Annotated in this window: 24 protein-coding genes; 11 read left to right on the top strand and 13 right to left on the bottom strand. The window is 68.6% G+C overall.

Going from position 1 to position 25,302, the window contains the following annotated elements:
* Window positions 1-86: 86 nt before the first annotated feature.
* The 3 genes from CMC5_RS00715 to CMC5_RS00705 are packed head-to-tail and all read left to right on the top strand — an operon-like array spanning window position 87 to window position 3,272.
* Window positions 87-923, top strand: coding sequence for an RNA polymerase sigma factor (locus tag CMC5_RS00715; protein WP_245678200.1), 837 nt, complete (start codon window positions 87-89; stop codon window positions 921-923).
* The gene (locus CMC5_RS00710; RefSeq protein ID WP_050428607.1) at window positions 923-2,236 is read left to right on the top strand and encodes a FecR domain-containing protein; all 1,314 of its coding nucleotides are present in this window, start codon (window positions 923-925) and stop codon (window positions 2,234-2,236) included. Before CMC5_RS00715 ends, CMC5_RS00710 begins: the two co-directional genes overlap by 1 nt.
* Window positions 2,160-3,272 carry a hypothetical protein gene (locus CMC5_RS00705; protein WP_156338001.1) on the top strand — a complete coding sequence of 371 codons (1,113 nt, stop codon included), beginning with the start codon at window positions 2,160-2,162 and terminating at the stop codon, window positions 3,270-3,272. Before CMC5_RS00710 ends, CMC5_RS00705 begins: the two co-directional genes overlap by 77 nt.
* 7 nt (window positions 3,273-3,279) lie before the next feature.
* Here CMC5_RS00705 and CMC5_RS00700 read toward each other — a convergent pair whose 3' ends face one another.
* A complete protein-coding gene (locus CMC5_RS00700; protein ID WP_050428606.1) occupies window positions 3,280-4,296 on the bottom strand; it encodes a YdcF family protein in 1,017 nt (338 codons plus the stop codon).
* A gap of 110 nt (window positions 4,297-4,406) precedes the next feature.
* On the opposite strand from CMC5_RS00700, the gene CMC5_RS00695 reads away from it, so the two are divergent.
* A complete protein-coding gene (locus CMC5_RS00695; RefSeq protein WP_050428605.1) occupies window positions 4,407-5,834 on the top strand; it encodes an SIR2 family protein in 1,428 nt (475 codons plus the stop codon).
* A 16-nt stretch (window positions 5,835-5,850) separates the two neighbouring features.
* On the opposite strand, the gene CMC5_RS00690 is transcribed toward CMC5_RS00695, so the two are convergent.
* From CMC5_RS00690 to CMC5_RS00675, 4 genes are all read right to left on the bottom strand, one after another.
* Window positions 5,851-6,255, bottom strand: a complete 405-nt coding sequence (locus CMC5_RS00690) for an HPF/RaiA family ribosome-associated protein (RefSeq protein WP_169796415.1) — start codon at window positions 6,253-6,255, stop codon at window positions 5,851-5,853.
* Between the two features lie 303 nt (window positions 6,256-6,558).
* Entirely contained in the window at window positions 6,559-7,119 is a 561-nt protein-coding gene (locus tag CMC5_RS00685; protein WP_156337997.1) for a hypothetical protein, read from the bottom strand.
* A 1,054-nt stretch (window positions 7,120-8,173) separates the two neighbouring features.
* Complete coding sequence (locus tag CMC5_RS00680; RefSeq protein ID WP_050428602.1) at window positions 8,174-8,683, bottom strand: hypothetical protein; 510 nt, start codon at window positions 8,681-8,683, stop codon at window positions 8,174-8,176.
* Between the two features lie 15 nt (window positions 8,684-8,698).
* On the bottom strand, window positions 8,699-9,517 hold the full coding sequence (locus CMC5_RS00675; RefSeq protein WP_050428601.1) for a GNAT family N-acetyltransferase: 819 nt from the start codon (window positions 9,515-9,517) through the stop codon (window positions 8,699-8,701).
* An 84-nt stretch (window positions 9,518-9,601) separates the two neighbouring features.
* Here CMC5_RS00675 and CMC5_RS00670 point away from each other — a divergent pair, with 84 nt between their 5' ends.
* A complete protein-coding gene (locus CMC5_RS00670; protein WP_050428600.1) occupies window positions 9,602-10,369 on the top strand; it encodes a M90 family metallopeptidase in 768 nt (255 codons plus the stop codon).
* Between the two features lie 44 nt (window positions 10,370-10,413).
* Here the strand turns inward: CMC5_RS00670 and CMC5_RS00665 are convergent, their stop codons facing one another.
* Both CMC5_RS00665 and CMC5_RS00660 read right to left on the bottom strand, forming a co-directional pair.
* Window positions 10,414-11,181, bottom strand: coding sequence for an alpha/beta hydrolase (locus CMC5_RS00665; RefSeq protein WP_050428599.1), 768 nt, complete (start codon window positions 11,179-11,181; stop codon window positions 10,414-10,416).
* Between the two features lie 58 nt (window positions 11,182-11,239).
* The gene (locus CMC5_RS00660) at window positions 11,240-12,367 is read right to left on the bottom strand and encodes an FAD:protein FMN transferase (RefSeq protein WP_050428598.1); all 1,128 of its coding nucleotides are present in this window, start codon (window positions 12,365-12,367) and stop codon (window positions 11,240-11,242) included.
* 226 nt (window positions 12,368-12,593) lie between these two features.
* On the opposite strand from CMC5_RS00660, the gene CMC5_RS00655 reads away from it, so the two are divergent.
* The gene (locus tag CMC5_RS00655) at window positions 12,594-12,989 is read left to right on the top strand and encodes a hypothetical protein (protein WP_156337995.1); all 396 of its coding nucleotides are present in this window, start codon (window positions 12,594-12,596) and stop codon (window positions 12,987-12,989) included.
* A 78-nt stretch (window positions 12,990-13,067) separates the two neighbouring features.
* Here the strand turns inward: CMC5_RS00655 and CMC5_RS00650 are convergent, their stop codons facing one another.
* From CMC5_RS00650 to CMC5_RS00640, 3 genes are all read right to left on the bottom strand, one after another.
* Window positions 13,068-14,195, bottom strand: a complete 1,128-nt coding sequence (locus CMC5_RS00650; protein WP_050428596.1) for a glycosyltransferase — start codon at window positions 14,193-14,195, stop codon at window positions 13,068-13,070.
* Window positions 14,192-15,514, bottom strand: coding sequence for a phenylacetate--CoA ligase family protein (locus tag CMC5_RS00645; RefSeq protein WP_245678198.1), 1,323 nt, complete (start codon window positions 15,512-15,514; stop codon window positions 14,192-14,194). The genes CMC5_RS00650 and CMC5_RS00645 overlap by 4 nt, the downstream gene beginning before the upstream one ends.
* Before the next feature lie 85 nt (window positions 15,515-15,599).
* Window positions 15,600-16,505: a DMT family transporter gene (locus tag CMC5_RS00640; RefSeq protein WP_050428594.1), complete on the bottom strand. Its 906-nt coding sequence runs from the start codon at window positions 16,503-16,505 to the stop codon at window positions 15,600-15,602.
* 131 nt (window positions 16,506-16,636) lie between these two features.
* Here CMC5_RS00640 and CMC5_RS00635 point away from each other — a divergent pair, with 131 nt between their 5' ends.
* From CMC5_RS00635 to CMC5_RS00615, 5 genes are all read left to right on the top strand, one after another.
* Complete coding sequence (locus CMC5_RS00635) at window positions 16,637-17,377, top strand: ClpXP protease specificity-enhancing factor SspB (RefSeq protein WP_050435617.1); 741 nt, start codon at window positions 16,637-16,639, stop codon at window positions 17,375-17,377.
* Window positions 17,378-17,422: 45 nt separating this feature from the next.
* Window positions 17,423-18,637 carry a branched-chain amino acid ABC transporter permease gene (locus CMC5_RS00630; RefSeq protein WP_050428593.1) on the top strand — a complete coding sequence of 405 codons (1,215 nt, stop codon included), beginning with the start codon at window positions 17,423-17,425 and terminating at the stop codon, window positions 18,635-18,637.
* Window positions 18,634-19,452, top strand: coding sequence for an ABC transporter ATP-binding protein (locus CMC5_RS00625; RefSeq protein WP_050428591.1), 819 nt, complete (start codon window positions 18,634-18,636; stop codon window positions 19,450-19,452). Before CMC5_RS00630 ends, CMC5_RS00625 begins: the two co-directional genes overlap by 4 nt.
* Window positions 19,449-20,207 carry an ABC transporter ATP-binding protein gene (locus tag CMC5_RS00620; protein ID WP_050428590.1) on the top strand — a complete coding sequence of 253 codons (759 nt, stop codon included), beginning with the start codon at window positions 19,449-19,451 and terminating at the stop codon, window positions 20,205-20,207. The genes CMC5_RS00625 and CMC5_RS00620 overlap by 4 nt, the downstream gene beginning before the upstream one ends.
* A gap of 451 nt (window positions 20,208-20,658) precedes the next feature.
* Window positions 20,659-21,018, top strand: coding sequence for a response regulator (locus CMC5_RS00615; RefSeq protein ID WP_050428589.1), 360 nt, complete (start codon window positions 20,659-20,661; stop codon window positions 21,016-21,018).
* A gap of 101 nt (window positions 21,019-21,119) precedes the next feature.
* On the opposite strand, the gene CMC5_RS00610 is transcribed toward CMC5_RS00615, so the two are convergent.
* The 3 genes from CMC5_RS00610 to CMC5_RS00600 all read right to left on the bottom strand — a co-directional run bounded on the left by CMC5_RS00610 (window position 21,120) and on the right by CMC5_RS00600 (window position 25,199).
* Window positions 21,120-21,953 carry a hypothetical protein gene (locus tag CMC5_RS00610; RefSeq protein ID WP_050428588.1) on the bottom strand — a complete coding sequence of 278 codons (834 nt, stop codon included), beginning with the start codon at window positions 21,951-21,953 and terminating at the stop codon, window positions 21,120-21,122.
* Window positions 21,954-21,969: 16 nt separating this feature from the next.
* On the bottom strand, window positions 21,970-23,925 hold the full coding sequence (locus CMC5_RS00605) for a VWA domain-containing protein (RefSeq protein WP_082362125.1): 1,956 nt from the start codon (window positions 23,923-23,925) through the stop codon (window positions 21,970-21,972).
* A 251-nt stretch (window positions 23,926-24,176) separates the two neighbouring features.
* Entirely contained in the window at window positions 24,177-25,199 is a 1,023-nt protein-coding gene (locus CMC5_RS00600; protein ID WP_050428586.1) for a hypothetical protein, read from the bottom strand.
* Window positions 25,200-25,302 lie beyond the last annotated feature (103 nt).

Genomic DNA, 25,302 nt, shown 5'->3' with positions numbered 1-25,302 from the left:
GGTCCGAGCACATCGACCTCACCCGCTGACGAGTCCTTCCGCCCGGATGGCACCCGCAGCATCTCGAACTACGTTTTGCCGGCACCATGGTCTCGAGAGCACAGCGAGGGCGCCTGCGCCTGGTCGAACCATCCGGTGAGTTCCCTCGAGAAGGGGAGGTCACGGAGGCGGCGCTGTCTCGTCTCCCAGGAGAAGCGACCACTGAGCCCCTCAAGCGTGAGGTCGCGCTCGAAGGGGCTCGCCGCGACACGGGCGAGCTGGAGGCGGGGGTCACACCGGGCACGCCGACTCCGCCGCCGCTGAAAAGTGAGGCTCCTCCTGCAGGGCGTCATGGAGGCGCTGATACGGGCAGAGCGATAGCCGAACTCCCGGACGCTCAGCTCGTCGCCCTCGGTCAGCGGGGTGACAGCGCCGCTCTCGCCGCGCTCTACAAAAGGCACGCTGCCTTCGCCATCAACCTGGCGACCCGCATCGAAGGGTCGGCGCGCGATGTGGAAGACATCGCGCATGACGCCTTCCTTCGCGCGTTCGAGCGTCTCTCCGACATCTCCGACCCTGCGGCGTTCAAGTCCTGGCTGGGATCGATCGTGGTCCACAAGGTCCGCTCCCGGATGCGCCGTGGCCGGCTCCTCAATCTTCTGGGGATGGGTCGGTCGAGCGAGCCGGTCGATCTGGACGCGCTGGCGAGCCCGGATGCCTCTCCGCACGCGCGCGCTCAGATCGCGCAGATCTACGCACTCCTGCAGACACTGCCGGCCGATGACCGCATCGCGTGGATCCTGCGCTCCGTCGAAGGCCATGATCTCGACACGACGGCGCGCATGGTCGGCTGCTCGCTGGCGACGGTGAAGCGCCGCATCACCCGCGCACAGCAATTCCTCGACGAGCATTTCGTGGACTCGATCAACCCTGAGGTTGTGTGATGAAGCGTCGACACGTGCCCCGCATCGACCCCCTGGATCTGCGCGACCACGCGACCGACGAGCGCGTCGCGCGCGTCTGGGCACGCATCGAGCAGGACCTCGACGTCCGGGGACCCGCGACGCCGAGGCGCGCAGGCTTCACGGTGGCGCTGCTCGCCGCTGCGCTCTCTGCCTTCGGAGGGGGTCTGCTCGTCGGCCGCTTCACGAACGAGAGTGCCCCGTCGCAGTCCCCCGAGGTGGTGGCGTCGCAAGACTCGCCGACCCTGAGTGACGTGATCGCGGCCGGCTCTCGCGAGCGCACCTATCCGCTCCCGGGGGGCGGTGAAATCTCGCTCACGCCCGGCTCGACCATCGAGCTGGAGCACGGACAGCACGGCGCCCTGACGCTTCGCCTCGTGCAAGGGGAGGCCTCGGTCGACACGGCAGGGAACACGCGCTCGGCCTTGCTCTCGCTCGTCGCGGGGGACGCGCGCGTCTCGAGCGCTGCCGGCAGTGTCTTCCGGGTGCGACACAACGTCGACGACATCGACGTCGACGTCAGCGACGGCGCCGTGCAGCTCGAGTCGCCGCTCGGCTCGCGGGAGCTCAGCCGCGGTGACAGCGCCGAGGGCGTGCCGATCCGACCTCGCGTCACCTCGCTCGTCGCGCCACCTCGCTCGACGGCGCCTGCTCCCCGTCACGCGCGGCCAGCACCGACCTCCGCCGAGGAGCCGCCCACCGAGGCGCCCACTGAAGTGAGCTCCGCGCAGGACTGGCGGTCCCGCTACAACGGGGGCGATGAGCCGGGCGCCCTCTCGATGCTCCGACAGCAGTCGGGTGGCATCGACGGTGCCATCGCCTCCGCGCGGACGGCGAAAGAGCTGATGGATCTCAGCGATCTGCTGCGGAGCCGGGGCGGCGACCAGGTCGCCGCCATCCGCGCCCTGACGCGGGTCGTCGATGCGTTCCCGGGCGACACCAAGTACGCGGAGATCGCAGCCTTCACGCTGGGCAACATGCACGCTCGCCTGGGCGACCAGGTCCAGGCCGCGCGAAACTACGAGCGAGCAGGAAGTCTGGCGCCCGACGGCAATCTGGCTCAGGACTCCTTCTGTAAGCGCATCGGCTCCGAATTTCTTGCAGGCCACAAGGATGAAGCAATCCGGATGGCGCAGGAGTATGTGAGCAAGTATCCGGATGGGCGGTGCGAAGCGGTTCAGCGAATCAACTCGGGCGGGAAGGAAGAGGACGCCGAGGTTGAGAACGAAGCCGAACCTGCCGCTCCTCGAGAGCCTTCGACACCTGCGCCCGAGAGCAGCGTACCGGCGCCGTAGCGTCACCCACGTCGCCCTGGCGCTCGGCCTCACGGCGGTGCAGGGACTGGTGCCGAGCCCCGTCGCCTTCGCCGCGACGCCGCCCGGCCACCAAGGGCCGCCTCCGCCTCGGCTCGCAGCGCCCCCTGCCGTCCGCCCCATCGAGGTGCGCGTCGCGCTCTCGTCGGTGGCTGCTGGCACCCTCTCCGAGGTGCGCCTCCGCCGCCTCCTCGACATCGAGCTGACGGATACCGCCCAGGTCGCCGCGACCGCCACAGGCCCACTCGACGAGCACGCGGCCTACGTGTGGATCGAGCGCCCCACCGAAGCGCGGCTAGAGATCCAGGTCCGCATTGACGCCCGCCCTGTCGTCCGGCGTGGGATCAGCATCTCTGGCCTGACGGCCGACGTCGCCGCCCGCCTCGTGGCCATCACCACCTCGGAGATGATCCGCGCCGAGATCCGCCGCGCTCGTGCCCCTCGCCGCGCCGTGACGCCGCGCGCCCCCACCGCGGAAGAGCTGGAGCTCGCCGCCCGCGACCACGACGCGCTTTCGCTCGGCGCTGGGCCTCATGCCGCGTGGCTCCCTGCCTCGTCGACCCTCCTCGCCGGCCCAGGCCTCGCGGTCGGGCTCCGCAGGTCGCGCGTCGAACAGGTGCTTTTCGCGCGCTGGCTCGCCTCCCCGGTCGGCGACAGCACCATGCGCTGGCTCGAGGCAGGCCTCGCCGCGGACTACCGGATCTGGATCCATCCCGCGCTGCGCATCACCCTCGGCGCCTCCGCGGCCGCCGCCTCCGTGCGCCTCTCCAACGTCACTGCGGTCGACGACCTGCCTGGCGAACAGGACACCTGGTCGGCGCGGGCTGGCGCGCAGATCAGCGTCGACACCCGCATTGGCGGACCCCTGTGGCTGGGAATGCACCTGGAACCCGGCGCCGTGCTCCGTGCCGTGCCCTTCCGCAACGCGGCCGGGAACCGTGACGAGATCGCCGGCGCGTGGCTCGGGCTGGGCTTCAGCTTGACGGCCGAAGCCGTTTCCAGCGGCTCCACGCGCTGACGAACGCTCACCCCAGCGTGAAGTAGAACGCCAGCCCTGCCACCTCGCGCAGCACGTAGTACGGCGTCCCGCGCAGCAGCGTCGCCCCCTCGTCCGCTGGGACCGTGAAGCAGCGCATCCCGCTTCGCTCGAAGAGCAGCTTGATCCGCGCGAGATGAAAGTAGTGGCTCACCGCGAGCACGCGCCCCACGCCCAGCCGCGCCGCCATCGCGCCCACGCTCGTCACGCTCGCTTCCGTGCTCGCCCCGAGTTCGTCGAGCACGATCGCCTCGTCGGGCACGCCAGCGCGCAGCGCGAGCTCCCGCATCACCACCGGCTCGCTCACCCCGCTCGGATCGACGCCTCCGCTCATCACGATGCGCGGAGAGAGCCCGGCCTTGTACAGCGAAACCCCCGTGAGCACCCGCTCGGCCAGCGCCTCCGACGGCGTACCATCGGCGTAGGCCCGCGCTCCGAACACCACGATCGCGTCCGCAGGGCGACGGTAGTCCGTCAGCCCGAAGGCGTGGATGTGCAGCACCACCGCCCCCCCCACCCACGCCAGCGCGGCTGCGGTCGTGGTGAGCACCGCCCGAGGGCTCACGGTGACGTTCGCTCGAGCCCGCACATGCCGAGGCCACAGACAGAGCCCCCCATGAAGGAGCAGCGCCCCTGCGAGCCCTGCCGAGAGCGGCAAGGGGAACCCCGAGCGTATCGTCCCTGCCCGCACCAGCCCACCGAACGTCAACGCGTTCTGCACGGCGAGCGCTGCGAGCGCCAGCAGGCCCACCGCGAGCGCCACGGCCACCGCGCGCCGCCGGACCGGCCCGAACGCGCTCCACCCCAGCACCACGGCGAGGATCGCAAGACAGACGTCCGCCCCGCCCGGGACGCCCGGGAGCTGGAACAGATGCCAGGCCACCGACGCCCCGCGAGAAACGACCGCGCGCACGGCGTTGATCAGCGTGAACGCGCACACGACCAGCGCAAACCCCCTGAACACCGGGATCATGAGCCCAACACGGGGGAGCAGCGGCGTGGCCATACGGGACATCTTACGCCTGGCGCCAACCCCAGATTCCCAGGACCCGACGGCTTCCATCCAGGAGCGGCCTCCAGTGCTCGGTCCGTGGGCCGCGGGGTAAGATACCCATCATGGACAGCTCGACCCTGCGCGACCTGCGAACCGCCTACGACTCCGGCCAGCTCATCGCCTTCGTCGGGGCTGGTGTCTCCGTCGGAGCCGGCCTGCCGACCTGGCGCAAGCTCGCAGAAATCCTGCGGGATCGCGCCCAGGAGCGGGGCGCAGAGCCGAGCGCGCTCCTGGAACTCGACGAACTCATCCAGGGCAACCAGCTCCTCGACGCCATCTCGGCCGCCAAGCACCTGCTCCGGGTCGACTTCGAGCGCGAGGTCCTGCGCTCCCTCGACGATCGCGGCATCCCTGACGTGCCCGAGGCCGCCGCGGCCATCGCTGCGCTCTCACCACGCCTCTGGTCGGTGATCACCACCAACCTGGACAGGCTCCTTTCACGCGCCTTCTCCGGCGCGTGGGACGAGCTCACCGACCCTCCTGGCAACCTTGCCCAGGACAAGCACTACATCCTGAAGATCCACGGCACCCTCAGGGACGCGCGCACCTGGGTTTTCACCCGTGACCAGTACGACAAGGCCATGTTCGCTTCGCCGCAGCTCCAGGCCACCATCGGCGCGCTCTACCGCACCCATCCCTTTCTCTTCCTGGGCTTCGGCCTGGCCGACGACAACATCGACCTGACCCTGGGCCAGATCCGCGCGCAGTCGGGCGGCCAGCCGCCCACCCACTACGCCCTGCTCCCGAAGGGCATCACGGGCCCATCACGGCGACGCAAGCTGGAAGACTCGGGCGTTCGCCTCATCGAGTACCCGAACGAGCGCGGTACTCATGCCGAGCTCACCCAGATCCTTCGCTGGCTGGCCGGCCCCGCCGCGGCCGCTGTGCCTGGCGCGGCGCTCTCGTCGCCCGCCATGGCCACCTCGGCGCAGGTGCCTGGTGGCGGGCCGCAACCTGGAGACCTCGCGGACCTGTCTCCTCGGGTGCAGACCTCGTCACCTGGAGCCGCTGCCTCGTCCGCGACCACCGGCTCCACGGGGCCCCTCGCGACCTTCATCTGCTATGCGCCCGGCGACGCCGACTTGCTCAAGCGGCTGGAGATCCACCTCTCCCAGGTCAAACGCGAAAAACTGATCGCCGCGTGGCACGTCGGCCAGGTCCAGGTAGGCGAGGAGGAAGAGGCCGTCGCTCGTGAGCGCCTTGCCTCCGCGAAGCTGATCCTCCTCCTGATCAGCGCCGAGTTCCTTGCCACCGAGAAGAACGATGAGCAGATCGCGCTGGCCATGGATCGCCACGATCAGCGCAGCGCGCACGTCGTCCCCATTCTCCTCCGGCCGTGCGACTGGGAGACGAGCCGCTTCGCCAAGCTCCAGGCGCTCCCGCGCGACAAGACGCCCGTTGCCAAGGCGAGCGACTCCGACGAAGCCTTCACGAAGATCGTCAAGGAACTCCGAGGGCTCATCGGGAAGCTCGCCTTCGCGGCGCGGTGAGGGCGGGGATGCTGTACTAGCGCGAAAAATCCATCCCACCGGCGACGACGCTCTCGTCGTTGCTGTGTGGCGTCGGCTCACGAGTGGCGTGACGTTTGATCTCTCCGCGCACCTTCTGCGTGTGCTCTTGAAGCTGCCGCCGCATGATGTCGAAGGCATCCCGCACCGCCATGTAGGCGTCCACGTGGGCATCCCCTGTGGGCTCATGGTTGGTGACCAGCTCGGCGCCCGGGACCGTGACGTCGATGCGCACGTGATGGACGGCGCCTTTACCGTTCCGCTGGCCCGTGACGTCGACGACCACGTGGCAGCTCTGAATCCGCTGGAAAACCTGCTGTAGCCGAGTGGCCTTCTCCTTCGCCAGCCGCTCGATCCCTCTCGAAGCCGACATGTTGCGAAACGTGATCTGAACCTCGTTCATGCTGCCTCCACGCTGGGCGCGCTGAGCGCGTCCGGCATGGACCCCCATTCCAAGGTCCGTGCCTGCCATATCCTGGCAATCCAGGACCGAGCGGAGGTCTCCTGGGATGGATCTTGGTCCACATGGGCGCAGTGGCCACCCCCTCGAGGGGGATGAACGCAGGGCGCTGGGCATGAGCTGCACGGCAGCCGGAGACACGCAAGCCAGGTAGGATGAACGCGGCCATGGGGTATGGCCTCCTCGACCTCGGCGGGCTGCGCGCCGCCCGTGGCCGGTCGGCGCGCATCGAGATTCGGGGCTCGTTCAGGCGAGCGCCGGCATACACCCTGCGGAGGGCGGTGCAGCACCCCCGGCCACTTCCTCCATGTCGTGCCGATCGGCGCCAGTGGTCTCCGCGTTCGCGGCTTCCTCCGCATTCTTTCGGCGAGTCCGCACCGCTTTCTCCGCGGCCTGGCTCGGATAACGGAGCGTCCGCTCGAAGGGCAAGAGGATCGACGGGTCCTTCCTGCGATGGGCCCGTGAGCGGAGGCTGTCCGCGATCAGGCTGATGTCGTTGTTGCGCGCGTCGACATAGAACGCCCTGCTCTCTTCGAGCACCTCCACGAGCTTCTTGGCGACCACGAGGTGCTGATCGATCTGATCGACCGTCTCGTTGCACATCACGAAATGAGCATGAGCGTCGGAGGGAACCCCGGCCGACGCCCCTGAAATGGGCAGAGCCTTTTCGAGTTCCACCTTCACCTCATGGAGACCGTCTTGATCGGGCCGCAGCCCGCGACAGTCGGCCATGTCGACGAGCTTTCCCTGAAGCAGGCTGAGATCGATAGAATGAGTACCATCGTAAATTCGAAATTGATTCGACATGATGACGAGCCTCTCTCAATGCACTCTCGACGCAGGCTACGCAGAAGCGCGTGACGTGCTGCGTCGAGGCCTGTGGAACATAGAGCGGCGAACGCGGCGTGCAAGAGCCATTTTGAAAAATGTGTTTCGTGTGAGTATGGGATCGATTGAGTGTTCGCGATGTAGCGATGGGTGCATCCCTGTTCGTGATTGGTGCATCGCGTGCTCGTGAATGGTCAATCACGTGCTCGTGAATGGTCAATCACGTGTTCGTGATGGATGGTTCACGTGGACGCGAAGGGAGCATCACCGATCGTGGTGGATGGTTCACGTGGACGCGAAGGGAGCATCACCGATCGTGGTGGATGGTTCACGTGGACGCGAAGGGAGCATCACCGATCGTGGTGGATGGTTCACGTGGACGTGAACGGTGCATGACGTGAACGGTGAGGCTCCTCGTTATGGAGTGCGTGTCAGGAACGGTGCGCTTTGATCTTGGTTGGTCTTGCAACGCGAGGAGGTTCAGGGACCCCGAGCGGTGAGGGAATCGACCAGGAGGACAACGTGGGGGCACGACGCCAGGGACGTCAAAGACCGAGAGGCCCCGGTCGAACGACATTGCGTCAGGCATGAGGCGAGGCGGTGAACCGGTCGTACGACCGATGGATCTCGGTCGTCAGACCGAGATGTCGAGCAGGACGACGCCGAGCGGTCGACGAGAGGATCGAGGGAGCGCGATCAACGATCGAGAGAGCGCGATCAACGATCGAGAGAAGGACGCTGAGGAGGCGGATGAGGGGGTCGTCCGATCGAGTGAAGAGGGGGACATTCCTGGCAGCCTGGGTCGAGCGACCGACGGGGGGAGAAGGGAGTCCGAGCGGACTGGGTCGATCGACCGAGAGGCGTGGATGGGCAGAGCTAGCGGACTGGGTCGATCGACCCAGAGCGGTCCCCGGATGGGTGGACAGGAGCTGGTGGGACAGTCGAGGTCCGGAACCTCGATGCGCTCGAACGCGAAGAGGAATCGGTCCGGTGTACTTTGGACAGAAGTACCGACGAGGGGCGCAGCCAGGGGTCAGCGAGGAAAACTGAACGCCCGGACCATGTCGGCGCCGCTCTGATGGCAGCCGGTGCACGTGTCCGGATCTCCCGAGTAGATGGAATCCCCCTCGGCGTTCCATTCGGCCCAGAACCACACGCCCTGGCGTTTTTCCATGGCGGCGACGATGTCGAGGCCATCGTCGTCGTAGCCGTCCTTCACGAGGAGTGAGCCTTCGGGCCACGAAGCGATGGCTTCGCCTGCCAGGGCCTCGGCGACCACGCTGTTGATGAAAATCTCGACGGCGTCCGAGTGCGGCGCGTCGGAGGGTCGGCGCGCCTCGTAGCCGGGAGCACGCGGCCAGCTCCTGTAGTCTGCCTCGTGGATGCGCGACCACAGCGCGGCTGCGCCCTCCGGGTCCTGGTCGTCACCGCAGCCGCCGGTGCCGAGGGCGACGCTCAGGATGAGCGACGGAGCGAGCCAGACATGCCGCTTCAGGTGACGCTCCAGGGCGTTTCGTACGTTGCAAAGCACAGGAAGACCCATGAGACGCATAGACATTCAGCACCACCGTTTGCTCAGCATGACCCGGGTATAGGCGACCGTGAAACCGGCGCGCTCTGCGTTGCGTTGCGACGTCGTGCCAGGAAGCGTCACCACCGACGCCACCGCGCAGCCCGACGACGCCGCGTGCGCGAGCCGTGCTTCGAGCAAGGCCCGCTGGACCCCACGCCGACGCGCCTCGGGCAGCGTGGCCATGCCAAACAGGGAGGCCAGCCCGTCGTGTGTGGCCATCGCGCCGCCTCCCACCGGGCGCCCGTCGAGGAATGCCCAGAAGCAAGTCGCCTGCGGCGCATGGAAGAGCAGCTGGTTCAGCTCCACAGCCTCGGGGGTCACCTCGCCGTGCTCGGCGAACCCTTGCGCCACGAGCCGCGCCCACACCCCGGCGTCCGCGGGGTCGACCCGACGCACCTCCACGCCTGGCGGTGGGGGTTGCGCCGTCAGCGAGGGGAGCGGTCGCGTCAGCGCGTGGAGGAAGAGCGTCACCGTGAACCCACGGCGGCTCAGCGCTTCCACCAGCGTCGGATCCGCATAAGGGCTGAGCTGGAGTGCAGCGTCCACGCCGCGGTGCCGGAAGAAGTGCTCGATGCGATCGACCTCGTTCTCCGTGACGGGCCCGGCCATGCCGAGGCCGCGTCCCTGCGTCAGGGGCGAGCGCGGGCCACAGAACGCGAGCACGCCACCGGCGACCCGCTCGATCTCCGAGATCGCACCCGGCCGCAGCTTCGAGAGCGCCTCGTGGCACCACACCCCCGCGGCGGCTTCTGCGCTCTCGATCCGTCGTGCCAGCACCTGATCAGGCGGCGTCGGCTCTTGCATGCGAGCCGTATGGTAGCGGCCCGCTCCTGCGTCACCAAGGCCGGAGTCCTCGCCTGCCACGCTGCCGCATGACAGCATGCGTGGATGCTCGACTTCTTGAAGAAGAGACGACGAGAGGCGCTCCGGAGCGAGCCTTTCCCGGAGGCTTTCCGCGCGATCATCGAGAAGAACGTCCCCTATTTCCAGCGCCTCTCTCACGCCGATCAGGACGAGCTGCTCGGGCACATGCTGGTGTTTCTCGACGAGAAGAAGTTCGAGGGCTGTGGTGGGCTGGAGATGACCGACGAGATCCGGGTGACGGTGGCAGCCCAGGCGTGCCTGCTGCTCCTGCACCGGGAGACGGATTACTACCCCGAGCTGGACGTGATCCTCGTCTACCCGGGGGGCTACCGTGCTCCCGTCCGGGAGACGGTGGATGGCGGGGTGGTGATCGAAGGGGAACAAGAGCGCCTCGGCGAGTCATGGACGCGCGGCATCGTGGTCCTCTCCTGGGATGGCGTGCTCGCTGGCGCGGCCGACATCAGCGACGGCCACAACCTGGTGCTGCACGAGTTCGCCCATCAGCTCGATCAGGAGGGGGGCCCCGTCGACGGAGCGCCGCTGCTGCCCCGCCGCTCGATGTACGCGGCGTGGGCGAGGATCCTGGGGCGCGAATACCACCAGCTCGTCCGGGACGAGGCGAGCATGCGCCACACCGTGATCGATCCGTACGGGGCCACGAACCCGGCCGAGTTCTTCGCCGTGATCACCGAGGCCTTCTTCGAGCAGCCTCGCCAGCTCCGCGCCCGTCACGCCGAGCTGTATGCACTGCTCAAGGAGTTCTATCAGCAGGATCCAGCCCAGCCGACGTGACGCCCACTGGCACGTCTCGGAGGACGGCACGCCGCTCTCGGGGCTCAGCGTCGTGATCGCGCGAAGAGAAACCGCAGCGCTGCGGGGGCGCGGCGTCGCCAGTCGCGCTCGCTGTGACGTCCCCGGCGGTCGGCTCGGAAGCGGAAGGCGCTGGGGCCATAGCCGAGCCGCTGGAGCTGCTCGGCCATGTGGGAGGCGGCTTCGAGCAAGCTCCCGCGGGCTTCCAGTCCGCCAGCGTCGAGGTAGATGGTGGAGACGCCCGGGCGAGAGCGAGCGGCGAGGTCACGGAAGATCCTTCCACCTTCCAGCCAGAGGGAGGGGGACATCGAGAGCGCGGCGCCGAACCGATCCGGCCGCGTGAAATGCGCGTGGAGCGCGCAGAGGCCGCCCATGGAGGAGCCACCGATGGCGACGTGCTCCGGGCCGATCTGCAGCGCGAGCTCGTGCGCGAGGCGAGGCGCCAGCTCGTCCGCGATCCAGCCGATCAGGGCGTCGGCGTGGCCAGGACCGTGAGCGGTCGGCCAGGGAGAGAGTTCGTTGATGCGGGCCGTGCCACCGTGATCGATGCCCACGAGGACCGGACGCCGATGGCGTTGCGCGGAGATGCGCGTCACGGTCTCGTGCAGGTGCCATCCACCCGCGAACGAGGGGGCGTCGTCGAAGACGTTCTGCCCGTCGAAGAGGAACAGGATCGGCGGTGGTTCACCGTGGCGCCGCGCGTCGGGGGGGACGAAGACGCGGATGTGACGCGGCGTGAGGCCAGGGATGTGGAACGGGCCGAGCCTGACGAGGTGGCCTGGCGAAGGGGGCATCAGAACCTCAACGGCGCGCCAGGGCGGCATCACCCGGGTGGAGGGAGAGGACCACGGCTCAGATCCCGTCGGTCGGCTCGCGGAGCATCTGGACCTTCCCTTCGAGACGACGGGAGATCCAGACCTTGTTCTTGTCGTCGACGATGACGGCGCCGCAATCGTCGATGGACTCCACGAGCTTCAGCCCCTCGTCGACGCCGAGGATGAACACCGCGTCGTCGATGGCGTCGGCGGTCAGGGCGTCGCGCGCCCAGACGGTGACGCTCCTCGCCGCGGTGGCGGGGAAGCCCGTGCGGGGATCGATGATGTGATGGTAGCGCTTGCCTTCCTTGATGAAGCTGCGCTCGTAGTCGCCCGCCGTGGAGAAGGCGTGGTCCTCGACCTCGACCATCGCGAAGAAGTCGTTGGCGTGCTTGCCCCGTGGATCGCGGACGCCGACCCGATAGCGTGAGCCGTCGGGCTTCTTCCCTGCGACGTAAAGGTCGCCCCCCGCCTGCACGAAGAAGGTGTCGAGCCCCTCGGCGCGCAGGATGCGCGCGGCCGCATCGACCGCGTACCCTTTGGCGATGCCCCCGAGGCTCATGCGCATGCCCGGTCTGGCGAGCTTGACGGTGCGCTTCTCCGGATCGACCTGGATCTGCCGGTAGTCGATGAGTTTGCGGACGCGCTCGACGTCGGCCTTCTTCGGGACGTTGTCTTCGAGGTCCTCGTCGAACTTCCAGAGCCCATGCATGGCCTCGAAGGTGATGTCGAAGACGCCCTGGGAGAGGCGGCTGATCCACAGGCTCTTCTGGATGACGTCGAGGCTCTCGGGGCTGACCTCCACCTCTGCCTTGCCGGCGCGCTGGTTGACGCGTGAGATCTCGCTGTCGTCGCGCCAGGTGGTCATCAGCGACTCGAGGCGGCGCAGCTCGTCGAGGGCTTTCTCGAGCCGGGGGCGGAGCGATCGGTCGTCGAGCGTCGCGGTGGTGTAGGTGGCCAGCGTGAGCTGCGTCCCCATGACCTTGGTCTCGAGCGCGACCCGACGTCCGGCGGCCTTGGTGGGTGGTGCCGAGGCTGACGCGGCGGTCACGGGAGAAGCGGAGGTCGGCAGACCGGGCTCGGGCTCGGGCGTGCTGCGCTCGCAAGCGAGGGGAGCGAGCGTGAGGGCGGCGATCGGGATGACGTGACGGAGCGGCAGGCTCATGCGGGCACGGCGGGGTGGTACAGAGGGAGTGAGGCCGGCGGTATACCATGATGGTGCCGGGTCACGGGCGGGGCGACACGGCGGGGCACCGTATGGCTGCCGCGTGGGACGTGGATGAGGCGTAGGTCGCGGATCGGACGCTGGGATACGGACGCGCTCCCGGCAGCACGGGTAAGCTGCATGAACGCGGCTGCATGTGCCGCGGGCGAGCCGAGGAGTCGACATCGTGATGCAATCCGGAAAGAGCCCCCCGACGGCCCCGTCGCGTCAGAACGTGCGCCTGTCGTGGCTGAGCGAAGGCCTTCTGGAGATCATGTTCCAGGGGCGTCTCGACGCGGAGGCCCTGGAGGCGACCGTGAAGCAGCTCGCGGCGATGACCGAGCACACACGCCTCGACAGCGTGCTGATCGATGGTCTCGAGGTCGACGGGTACACGTCTCACGTGGGCTCACCTGCCGGCCGCGTGATCCTGCTGGCGCGGCAGCGGGGCGTTCGCGAGGTGGTGTTCGTCATCGGCTCCGACGCCAACCGGATGATCGCGGCCAGCGTGGCTTTCGCGTCGCAGGTGCCTTTGAAGGTGTTCCCGACGCGCGGGGAGGCGCTCGCGTACCTTCGCGTCTAGACGACACCGATGAGGGCCTGAGCCGACGATGCCGGAGGCGCCGGGGGGAGAGACGCAGCGTCGAGAGCGCCGCCTGGTTCAGGACCCGAGGACCTCGGCGTAGAGCGAGGTGTAGGCGCTGGCCATGCGCTCGGCGCTGAAGCGCTCGGCGACCCAGGCGCGGCCGCGGTGGCCCAGGGCAGCGCGGTCCGTATGGGTGGCGATGGCGTCGAGGGCCGCGGTGAGCGCTGCAGGGTCGGCGGCGGGGACGAGTAGACCCGTCTGCTGGTCGCGGACGATCTCGGGGTTGCCTCCGACCCGGGTGGCGACGATGGGCAGACCGCAGGCGGCCGCTTCGGCGAGCGTGAGGGAGATGCCTTCCGTGCGTGAGGCGAGGGCGAAGACATCGAAGGCAGGAAGGGACTCGGCGATGTCGCTGCGCATGCCGGCGAAGGTCACGGCGTGGCCCACGCCCAGCGACGCCGTCTGGGCCTCGAGGGCGTGTCGCTCGGGACCGTCGCCGATCAGCGTCAGGTGGGCGTCGGGGCGCCGAGCGTGCAGCGCGGCGAACGCGGAGAGCAGGGTCGCGTGATCCTTCTCTGGCGAGAGACGAGCGACGCAGCCGATGTGGTAGCCCTCGTGAGGTAGACCGAGCCGCGAGCGGGCGACCGTGGGATCGCCGGGGCGGAACTCTTCGGTGTCGACGCCGTTCAGGATGGTGACCACCCGAGAGGGAGTGACGCCTTCGACCTCGATGGCGACGCGGCGGGCGTCTTCGCTGACGGCGACGACGCGGTCGGTGAGCGAGGAGGCGAGGCGGTTGACCAGGACCTTGCGGGCGGCGCCTGGCGTGTTGCGGCCGTGCTTGGTGTGGACGAGGCGTGGCGTGCTCCTGGCGCGGGTCGCGCGGGTCATGGCGGCGGCGAGGGCGCCGTAGAAATGAGGGTTGGGGTTGTGGGTGTGCACGAGGTCGATGCGCTCGCGGGCCATCCAGCGGGAGAGCAGCACGGGCAAGCGTGGATCGAGGCCCGGGCGGCGGCGGATGACCGTGAGCGGGACGCCGAGCCGGTCGAGTTCGGAGGCGAGCGCGCCCGGCTCTTCGAGGGCACAGACCACGGGCTGAAAGCGGTCGCGTGGCGTGCGCTCGAGGAGCCGCAGGACGACCCGCTCGAGGCCACCGACGCGCAGCGCGAGGACGAGATGAGCGACGCGCGCAGGTTCGCTCACGCGGTGGCCTCGCGCTCCAGCTCCACGGGGATCTCGGAGACCGTGAGGCGGTACTTGCCGCCGGGGGTCAGGGGGATGTCGTCGACGACCACCACCTGGATCGCCGCGCGCTCTCCGAGGAACTCACGCGCGGCGCGCTCGACGCGCGCGGGGGTCTCGTGGCTCCAGCCCCCGTTCGGCACGAGGCGGATGGTGATCGTCCGGCTGCGGTCCTGGTGGACCTGGAACCTGGCCACGTCCGTGTAGTCCTTGAGGAGGTGGGGGAAGAACTCGCCAGCGAGGAGCTGTCCCTCGGGACCGACGATCATGTCGAGGACGCGGCCCTCGACGGAGGCCAGCATCGGCATGCCACGCCCACAGGTGCAGGGCGCCGACGCGTAGGTGGCGATGTCCTCGTTCTTGTAACGAATGAGCGGCATCGACCGGCAGTGGAGGTCGGTGAGGATGACCTCACCCGGCTCGCCTGCGCCCGCGTGCCGGCCATTGCGGAGGATCTCGACATGGACGTTCTCGAGGTTGATGTGCTTTCCCTCGTGACGCTCGCACTCCGACGCGATGAGCATCACCTCCCTGCACCCGTAGCGGTCGAAGATCTTGGCGCCGAAGGCGCGCTCGATCACCTCGCGCTGGTGCTGGAACAGACGCTCGGCCGAGGTGATGATCCCTCGCGGGGAGGGCAGTCGACGGCCGGTCTCGAGCGCGTGGCGCGCGAGGTAGTAGAGCGGCGTCGGGTAGCTGATGATGACCTTGGGATCGAACTCTTCGATGCTGTCGCACAGCGCCGCGAGCTGGGTCACGTTGAGATCCCACGCGCAGACCATGCGTTTGCGGAGCACTGTCTCATGAACGCGGCGCTTGGCCTTGCGCAGCGGGGTCTCTGCGGTGGTCGCGCGCGACCAGAGGTGGAGTTCGCGCTCTCCGGGTGAAGCGCCGGCCCAGCCATCGGCGCGCATGGCGGCGGCGATGCGGGCTTCATAGGTGCGGTGATCGTAGGCGAACTGGATGGGTTGGCCGGTGGAGCCGCCGGTGCCGCTCTGGTACATCCGACCCTGGAACCCCTCGGCCACCAGCTCCTTCGCGTGCTTCCTGATGTCGTCCTTGGTGAGGAGCGGAAAGCGCAAGAGGTCGTCCGGAGACTGGACGTCCCTGGCCCGGACCCCGTACTCGGCGAACCTGCGGCGATACAGCGGGACATGCTGCTCGGCGAAGCGAATGGCCTCGACCATGCGGCGGAAGCTGAGATCGCGGAGCTCGTGCTCCGGGCGCCACTGGGAGCGCTCGAGTTCCTGAAGGCGCGTCAGGGTTTCCCTGCCACGCAATCGGGTTTCATAGAGAGGAAACAGCACATTGCGAAAGAGGGAGGCATACATCGCGAGCGAAAGCGTTCTACCGATTCGCGGACAGTCAAGCCGAGCTCGGTGATTCCGTTCCACGCGACGCGAGAATGGCCAAGGTCGTTCCGGCCAGGATGAACAGGCCTCCGGCGATCTCCGAGGGATTCGGGATGGTCCCGAGCCAGAGGGCGCCAACCGTGATTCCGCCGAGGGTCTCGCCGGTGCTGACGAGGGCGACGATCGAGGGCGACATGCGGCGGGCTGCCCATTGCACCGCGGTATGGCCGATGAGGGTCGGGATGAGGGCGAGCAACAGGATGTAGACCGCCGCGTGCTGGGGCAGGGGTGAGGCGGTGGCGAGCGCGCCGGGGATGAGCGGCAAGGCCAGGAGGAGGGAGAGGCTCGCGCCCGTGTAGACGAAGGCGGCGTAAGCGTGGGCCGGGAGCGCATCACGGATGCCTCGCGCCGCGGCGACGTAGGCGCCGTAGAGCACGACGGCGCCGAGGACGAGGAGATCCCCCTCCACCCGATGCTCGCCCGAGCCTGCCCCGCGTGCGACGACCAGCGCGCCGATCGTGGCGAGGGAGAGGCCGAGCTGCTCGGGGCGGGTGGGACGGATGCCGAAGAGGACCCACGCCCAGACCACGACCGCGAGCGGTTCGAGGGCGACGAGCGACAGGGCGGCGGGCAAGGAGGTGCGGTCGAGGCCCCACTGGAAGAGGGCGAAATGGGCGGCGAGGAGCGCGCCGGCACCGAAGACGTGGGCGCGCTGGCGCGGGGTCAGCGTGGGCAGCGCGCGCCGCATCGCGCGGGCGTTCACGAGGCCGAGGACCAGTGCCGCGAGGGCGACGCGGCCTGCTGCGATGACGAGCGGATGGACAGGGCGCGCCGCGCGGGCGAAAGGGCCGGAGACCGCAAAGGCTGCGCTGGCGATCAGCAGGAACAGCACGGCGCTTCGGGCGGTGACGGGTTGCACGAGGCGGGGTGCTACGAGAGGCGCGCGGGGGCCGCAACAAGCGCCCCGGGCACGGAGCGGGGGAGAAGAGCCTGGCTGGTTCGCACGTTGGTGTGGCGACGGAGGCGGGACCGCGGTATGGGCTGAACGCCATGTCCGATGCGCCGCGCCAGCTTCCGCCGAAGAAGGAGGTCGCGCTCGCGCTTTTGCAGCGAGAGAACAGCGTCTTCGTCCACATCGATCCACGCCGCGAGGGGGTCCTCGTGCCGAAGTGGCTCACCAAACAGGCACAGCTCACGCTGCAGATCGGGATGAACATGCCCATCCCCATCGCCGACCTGAAGGTCGAGGACGACGGCATCTCCTGCACCCTGTCGTTCCAGCGGACGCCTTTCTGGTGCCGGATGCCCTGGAACGCAGTGTGGGCACTTGTGGGAGAGAGCCAGCGCGGGATGGTGTGGCCCGAGGATGTCCCGCCCGAGGTGGCCCAGCAGCAGGCCGGTGCAGCGCAGAAGCCCGCGAAGAAGCCGAGGCCCCACCTCGCTGCGGTGGGCAGCGGGGGCGAGGTGGCGCGTGCGTCGGAGCGCCAACCCCAGGAGGACGGGGGAGCAGCGCTGGCGGTGGAAGAGGGCGGTGCCGCGGTCGCTCGAGAAGAAAGCGAGAGCAGCGGGAGCGGCGCTTCCCAGGCTGCGGGTGAGCCGAAGCTCTCGGTGGTGGGTGGCGAAGCTGCCGAGGAGACTTCCGCCGCGGCGGGTGAAGATGCCGCGGAGACGGGAGCCCCGGAAGGCGAAGAGCGCTCGGAGCCTGCCGAAGAGCGCGCACCGCAGGGGGCGCGGCCTGGTGGCGGGAAACCCAAACGAGAGCTGCCCCCCTACCTGCGGGTCATCAAGTAGCTCACGCTTGACGATGAGGCCGTGAAACGCGAGGGTCGGCCCTCCATGCACAGCGCGGTACAGCGCGTCGTCACGGCGCTTTTGCTGGTCGCGGCCGTCGTCGGCCTCGAATTCTCGTTCGAGTACATCATTCCTGATGCGGCTTGGCGGCAGCTCGCGCTGCTCGCGATGGTCAACGTCATCGCGGCGCTGTCGCTGAACATCATCAACGGGATGGCCGGGCAGTTCTCCATCGGCCACGCCGGCTTCCTTGGCATCGGCGCGTACACGGGCGCGATCGTCGCGGGCAACCTGCACCCGATGCTCGGGGGAGGGGACCCGCTGTTCGAGTGGTCGTTCGTGGTCATGCCTGCGGTGATGCTGTCGGCCGGCGTGGTGGCCGGCGCGTTCGGCTTGCTGGTCGGGCTCCCCAGCCTCCGCCTGCGGGGGGACTACCTGGCCATCGTGACCCTGGGCTTCGCGGAGATCTTCCGGCTCGTCATCGGGACCGCGGAGACCGGGGGGGCCGCCGAAGGCACCATCAACCAGGCGCTCGCCTCGCTCGGAGGCCAGCAGGGATACGCAGGGCCGGACGGGACCGGGGTGCCGCAGTACGCAGGGCCCTTCTGGATCTTCGGGGCGGTGATCGTGGCGACCGTCCTCGCGTGGAGGCTCAAATTTTCGGGCTGGGGCCGCACGTTGAGGGCGCTCCGCGCGGACGAGATCGCCTCGGCCGCGGTGGGGGTGGATCCGACCCGGTACAAGGTGACCTCGTTCGTGTTCTCCGCGGCCGGAGCGGGGATCGCGGGCGGGTTGATGGCCTCGATCCGGGACGGGAACCCCACGGTTCAGCCCGAGCAATTCAACTTCGCGACGTCCTTCGACGCCATCACGATGGTCATCCTCGGCGGTTCCGGGAGCGTGAGCGGCGCCGTGCTGGGGGGCGTCCTGGTGACCTTCACCGTGAAGATGATCGAGCAGCTCCAGGGTCTGGACAGCGTTCAGGCGCTGAAGAGCGTGTACCCCAGCCTCGATCTGAACGCGCTCCGCATGGTGGTGTACGCCTCGGTGCTGCTCGGGTTGATGATCCTGCGGCCGGAGGGGCTGCTCGGAGAGCGGGAGATCTTCCGGCGGAAGGCGACGATGAAGAACGGTGCTGCGCCTCCGGAACCTGTCCCGGTCCGCACGAAGGCCGAGGTCGCGAGCGATGAGCCGGACGGCGCGTCGCCAGAGACGGCCATCGAGCATGAGGAGCAGCCGCTCGAAAAGGATCGGTCGTGAGCCTCGAGCTGAAGCATGTGACCAAGCGCTTCGGTGGCCTCAGGGCCGTCGGGGATGTGTCGTTCACGGTCCCGGAGAAGAGCATCTTCGGGCTGATTGGCCCGAACGGTGCCGGGAAGACCACGGTCTTCAACCTGATCACCGGGGTCTACAAGCACGATGAGGGGTCGATCCGCTTTCGAGGGACGGACCTCGCGCCCTTCAAGCCCAGCCAGATCGCGCGCCTGGGTGTCGCGAGGACCTTCCAGAACATCCGCCTGTTCGGGCAGCTCACCGTGCTGGAGAACGCGCTCATTGCCTGTGAAAACCGCCGGAAATCCGGGCTAGGCGCTGCCCTGTTGAGGACACCTTCCTTCTTCCGGGACGAGCAGGAGATCACCAGCAAGGCGATGGAGATGCTGGAGGTGTTCAAGCTCGACCGGGTGGCGGACGAGATCGCGACGACCCTGTCGTATGGCGATCAGCGGCGCCTGGAGATCGCGCGGGCGATGATGCTGGAGCCCAAGCTGCTGCTCCTGGACGAGCCCGCTGCCGGGATGAACTACGGCGAGGCCGAGGGGCTGAAGAAGCAGATCCTCTGGCTGCGTGATCACTTCGGCCTGACCGTGGTGCTGGTGGAGCACAACATGCAGGTCGTGATGTCGGTCTGCGAGCACCTCCACGTGCTGGATCACGGCGAGACACTCGCCCACGGGCCCCCCGAGGTGGTGAGGAAGCACCCGCGCGTGCTCGCTGCCTACCTGGGCGAAGACGTCGTGGAGGCGGTGGAGAGCAAGGCCGCCGCGACCGCCGACGGGGAGGCACGGTCATCATGAAGACCGTCCATCCGACGCGGACGCCGCCGAGCGCGGCGGCAGGCTCGCCGCTCCTCACCGTGCGCGACCTGGCCGTCGTCTATGGCGGCATCAAGGCGCTGAAGGGCGTGAGCCTGGAGGTGCGCACGGGCGAGATCGTGGCGATGATCGGCGCAAACGGTGCCGGCAAGACGACCACGCTGAAGACGATCATGCGTCTCCTTCCTCTCGCGGGAGGTCAGATCACCTACGACGGTCGTGATCTGCAGGCCGTGTCGACGGAGCAGGTGGTGGCCCTGGGCATCTCTCTGGTGCCGGAAGGCCGCGCCATCTTCGCTGACCTGACGGTGAAGGAGAACCTCGAGCTGGGCGCCTGGAACCACAGGGATCGGCAGATCATGCAGGAGACCCTCGAGGACGTGGTGAAGCTGTTCCCGCGCCTCGGGGAGCGCATGCGGCAGGAGGGAGGCACGCTCTCCGGGGGTGAGCAACAGATGCTGGCCATCGGTCGCGCCATGATGGCCCGACCGGCCATGCTCTTGCTCGACGAGCCTTCGCTGGGGATCGCCCCTCGCCTCGTCGCCGACATCTTCGAGGCCGTGGCGCGGATCGCGGAGGCTGGGACGACCATTCTGCTCGTCGAACAAAACACGCGGCTGGCGCTGAAGTACTCCAAGCGCGCGTACGTCCTCCGGACGGGCGAGATCGCAATGACGGGTAGCTCCAGAGAGCTGGCCGACAACGAGGAAATTCGCGCCGCTTACCTCGGCGGCTGAGGTCACTTCCCTCCTTGGTCTCACCATCGAGGCGCTGCCATCCCTCGATCACGCCGCTGACCGGGAGACGCCGATGCCGTTCCGGGCAGTCCATGCACGGACAGCAGTGGCCATGATCAGGCTGTCATACCCAGATCATCGAGTGATTCGCATCCTCTGACAATCGATCCCGTCCCGACGCCATCTACCGCCGCGCTCGTGGCAGCTTGCCGTGGAGCATGGTCGAACGCGGCATTGCCATGGACGCAGCGCGCCGATCCAATGGCGGTGCGAAGACGTGCGGATCGAGCGTGCGTAACAACGCGTCGCGTGATGCGCAATGCGACTCTCACCGCGACGAGAATCGGGTATCTTTTTCGTGGGTGGGTCGAGGCAAGGGGGGATTCCTTGCGGGTCCGGACTTTGCCAAGAGGATCGTGGCACTGTCGTGAACGAGCAGGAGGCTCTCGGTATGACTCGTGTCCTGGTGATTGATGATGACGCTCGGCGGGCGCAGGTTCTGGCTGGCTTTCTCACCTCGCGTGAGTACCAGGTGGACTCGTGCGCCGGGATCATGGGCGCATCGGAGGCGGTCGCACAGCGGCGGCCTCACGTTCTCGTCCTCGTGCCCCCGCAAGAGGCCGAGCGACATGAGCGGCTGGAGGAACTCCGCCGCATGTTCCCGCGTATTCCTGTGGTGCTGGTCACCCTCGCGGATGGTCCCGATCTGATCTTGGACGTGGAGGCCTTCGCGCCGACGCTGCCTGCGCGGCCCTCCCGGAACTTCGCGAGCATTGCCTCCGCGGTGGAAGCGGCGAGCGCCCTTCATTGAAGGGAAGAGCTGACTTCACGGCGGCGTGATGCAGACGGGGTTTTTCTCGGAGGAAGCGCTCTGGCGGTCGAGGCGGCGAGCGTTCCTTCGGTGTTTCAGTATCAAGTGCGGCGCTGGGCGGGGACGACCTCATCCGCAGCTTCCAGCGCGCTCTCGACCTCTTGCACCAGCTCATCGGCGGCCTGTTGTTCTTCGGCGGCCGACGCGGCCTCGATGCGAAGCTCGATGCGGCGCAGCGCGTCGGCGACACGCTGTGCTTCCCTGGAGCCCGGGTCGACGCGGCGCCTCCGGACGGCGCTGCTCGCGGCATCCACGACGGGGGTGAGCGTCGCCGCCAGGACGGGGTCGGCGCGCTTCAGCTTGCGGCGAACGCGATCGGCGAGGGCGAGGAGCTGACCGGCCGCGGAGCTGGCGCGGCGACGATGCACCGTCCATCCCAGGGCGGCGAGGAGGCCGAACCCGAGGAGAAGGGCACTCCCTTGCAGGTAGGGGACCATGCTCGGGGCGACCGCGACCGGGGGAGGATCCGGGAGGGTGACGGTGAGGGCGCCCTTGTGGTGTTGATTCCACTCCTTGACGGTCGTGAGCTGGCTCGTCGCCAGCGTGAGGGTGCGCAAGGGCAAGCATGGGCCAGGGACGCCGACCGCCGCGCACGCCGGGGCGGAAGCCGCCTCGTTGGTGGCGATCAGCTCGACCTCGTGGTTTTGATGGTCGCGTCGGCTCATGTGCCAGCCGCCGCCCTCGATGTCGATGAGGCCACCCGGCGAGACCGAGGCGCCACCAGGGGACTCGGCTGGCCAGGTGATGGTCGCCGCATCGACCACCGAGCCGTTGTGTGACGAGACCAGCGCGCCCTTGATGACGATGGTCTCGCCAGGGCGGACATCGACTGGCGTGACGGCTTGATCGAGGGGGAGAGAGAGGGTCTTCGTCATGGGGGCTGGGGAGGGCTCAGCGCAGGTGCGTACGGGCTGCCGTCTCGAGCAGCATGGCGAGGACCAGCGGATCGCCGATGCCGATGAAGGTGCCGGCGTGCGTGCGGAGGCGTGAGAGGCGGTCCGCATCTTTCTGGAACAAGGGCTCGCTCAGCGTGGTGGCGGCGGTGCGAAGGATCCCCTCGCGCTCGGTCAAGATGGCGATGGCGCGCTCGCGGTCGTTGTTGGCGATCAGCCGGGACGCCTCGGCGAGCGTCTCACCCGCACCGAACCCCTGCACCGTCCGGGCGACGGAGGCATCCTGACTCGCGGCGCTCTCGGCGTCGCTACCGGCGTAGGTGATCTTGATGGGCAGCTCCTCGACACCGTTCTTCTTGCCGATGCGATCCTTGTACTTGAGCTCGACCAGCGCGACGTCGCGCGTTCCGACGCCAGGGGGCAGCGCGAGCTTGAGCAGGATGGCGTGTTGATCGTCGCGCGCGAAGGCCGGGATGAAGAAGCGCATCCCTCCTTGCGCGTCGTCTTGCCGGTCTTGCTTGATCTTGTCGCGCTGCGCGGCCTGAACATCGGCGGCGACCTCCTGAGCGCGGACCCGTGCCGACTCGGCGTCGCTCAGCCGGCGAGAGCCGTACACATGGAAGAGCTTGACGTCGGGCTTGAGCCGCACGCGCAGCTCGACCGCCGTGGCGACGGGATCCAGGCGCTTGTCGAGTTCCGTGGAGAGCGCAGGAGAGAGCTGGTCGGCGTCACGGAGGTAGTAGTAGCCGCCGGCGCCATCGCTGGCGATGCTGCTCATCAGCGCGCCGTCGTAGTCGCTGCCGAGGCCGAACGCGCTGGTCTGGATGCCGTCCTGGAATGCGCCGAGGGCCATGCGGGAGAGCTGCTCGCTGTTGAGGATGCCGGAGTTCGCGCGCCCATCGGACATGAGGAGCACCACACGGACGGCGTCTGCGGGGACACCCTTGGCCCCTCGGGCTTGCTCGTAACCGAGCTGGAGGCCGTGTCCGATGTTCGTGCCGCCGCCCTCGACGATCCCCTCGATGGTCCGGAGGATGTCGGCGCGGCGGGCCCCGACGGGGCCGTCGGTGATCTTGACCTGGGCGTCGCTGGAGAAGGTCGTGAGCGAGAAGTCGTCGGTCGGGCGGAGCTTCTGGACCAGCGCGCGTGCGGCCTCGCGGGCGCGGAGGATGGGTTCTCCGCGCATCGAGCCGCTGACGTCGAGGACGAGGTGCACAGAGAGGTGCGGCCTTGAGGCGGCCGCCGTCGTCGCCGAGCGGAGCGAGATCCGGAGATGCGTCTCCCCGCCGCTTGGAGGGGCCTTGGCACGCTCGAACTCGGTGCGGAACGTGAGGGCGGCCTTCTGGGGAGGCTCGATCGACGGGCTGTAGCGGGCGCCGACATCACTCACGAGCTCGCGCTCGGCCAGCGGGACGATGCCGCGCGCGACCGCGGACTCGAAGGCGGCGAGGTGACCACCCCCGGGGCGGTAGGTGGTGGCGAAGCGACCGTTCGGATCGATGGCGAGCTCCGCCTGGGCGGGCGGTGGTGCTGCCGTGGCGAGGGGGCCAGCGGCGCGCTGGGCGGGGCTGCCGAGCGCCTGATCGAACACGGCACCGCCCTTCGCTTTGCCTTCGATGCGGAGGGGCTGGGGTGAGCTCGAAGGCTTGCGCGGGGAGCCGGAGCCGGCACGGACTCCCCCTGGGGCGCTGAGCACGGGGTCGTAGTCGCCCACCGCCGTATCGACGGGGGTGTCGGACTCAGCGGCTGGCGGGGCGGGTGGGGGTGCCGCTGCCAGACCTCCTTGCTGGGCTGGGCCTTTCTCGGCGTTCGCCCGCTCCTCCGCTGCCGGGGCCGCCTGGAGAGAGGGCTCTTCGCGGTGCTGGCAAGCCGCGCTGGTGGCCACGAGACCGACCAGCAGCGCCCAGCTTCCGCTTCGCCACACGTTGGACCACCGTCGTTCGAGCCCTCTCATCGTTTCGCTCCCTCCCGCGGTTGCGGGTCTGCCCCCAAGCTCCTGCTGCCGCGCTGACCGTGGACCGGGGTCCTCGCTCAGACGGACAACGCGCGTCTCGGTTCTGCGCTTTCACCGGGATGCGTCCCATGGAGAGCCACGCGGGTGGCCGCGATCATCGCTCCAGTCGGCAGGGGAACCCAAGCCAACTCGTGCTGTCGGTGTCCAGGTGAGGTCGTCCGGGAGGTGCTCGAACGACGTGGCCACCCGATTCAGGTGAGGTCGTCCGGGAGGCCGTCGAAAAACTCTGCCACGATCGTTTCGAGCCATGCCTGCACGGGAGCGCTCTCACAGGCGGCGCGGACCAGGGGCCACAATGCGCCCGCGAGCGCGTCGAAGTCGGGCTCGAAGGTGATCCCGTGGCGTGCCAGCACGTCGCCCACCGGGTGGGTGCGGTGCTCGATGTAAAAGGCGAGGATGGCTGCGCGGCGGCGCTCGGCCAGGTCCTTGCGGGAGAGCCCGTGGTTCAGGGCGTCGACGAGGAGCTCCTGGGCGAGCGCGGCGCCTTCGTCGTCGAGGGCATCGAGGAGCTCGGCGATCCGCTGCTCCAGAAGCCAGGTGGCGAGGTGCTGGCGGAGCGCGACGTGCTTCGGCTGAGCCGCCCGCTGGACCAGCGCGTCCGAGGTCTCCCGCAGGGCCTTGCGGGACGAGCTGCGGAGAAAGGAGAAGATCTCGGGATCGAGGCGGCGCTCGAACTCGGCGCGCACGGCCTCGAGCCCCTTCCCCAGACCGAACAGGGAGATCCGCTTGAGGAGCGAGGGGAGGCCCCACTCCGCCACGAGCGGGTTCACGCGGTGCGAGAAATCCCGGAGCATGCTGGAGAGGATGTCCGTCATGACCTCGTCCATCGCCTCGCTCTCGAGGACCTGACGCACGAGCTTCTCGGACAAGATCTTCGGCCTCGCTGCCAGCCGCCGTAGCTTGGCGTGGGCTTCGGTCGGCAAGAACTCTCCGGCGCGAGAGGGCTCCTTGCGGGCTGCCTCGATCAGGGGCGAGAGGATCGCCGTGGCAGCGGGCCGGATGGCCCGCGAAGCCGAGGGGCCCTGGAGCGCCGCATCGAGGGCGCGGTTCAGGGCGGCAGGATCGGTCAGATCACCGAGAGGGGTCGCGAGCAACGCGGCCCAACCCGCCGGGAGGCTCGTACGAAAGTCTCGCGCCGCCTGTTCTGATACGAGCCGCGTGCGGAGGAACGCCGACTGCTTCGCCTTCAACTGATCCCAGAGGGCTCGGCTCATCCTTCCTCCGAATGGCCACGGGTGGGGGCATCCACCAGCTCCCATCCAGGCCTCGCGCGAAGAAACTGCAACCTCGCGCGCTGTCAACTTCTCCGCAGCTCGT

It is taken from the genome of Chondromyces crocatus, from assembly GCF_001189295.1.
Taxonomy (GTDB): Bacteria; Myxococcota_A; Polyangia; order Polyangiales; family Polyangiaceae; genus Chondromyces; species Chondromyces crocatus.
Note: the sequence above shows the minus strand (reverse complement) of the source record. Positions and strands in the feature narration are given on the sequence as shown.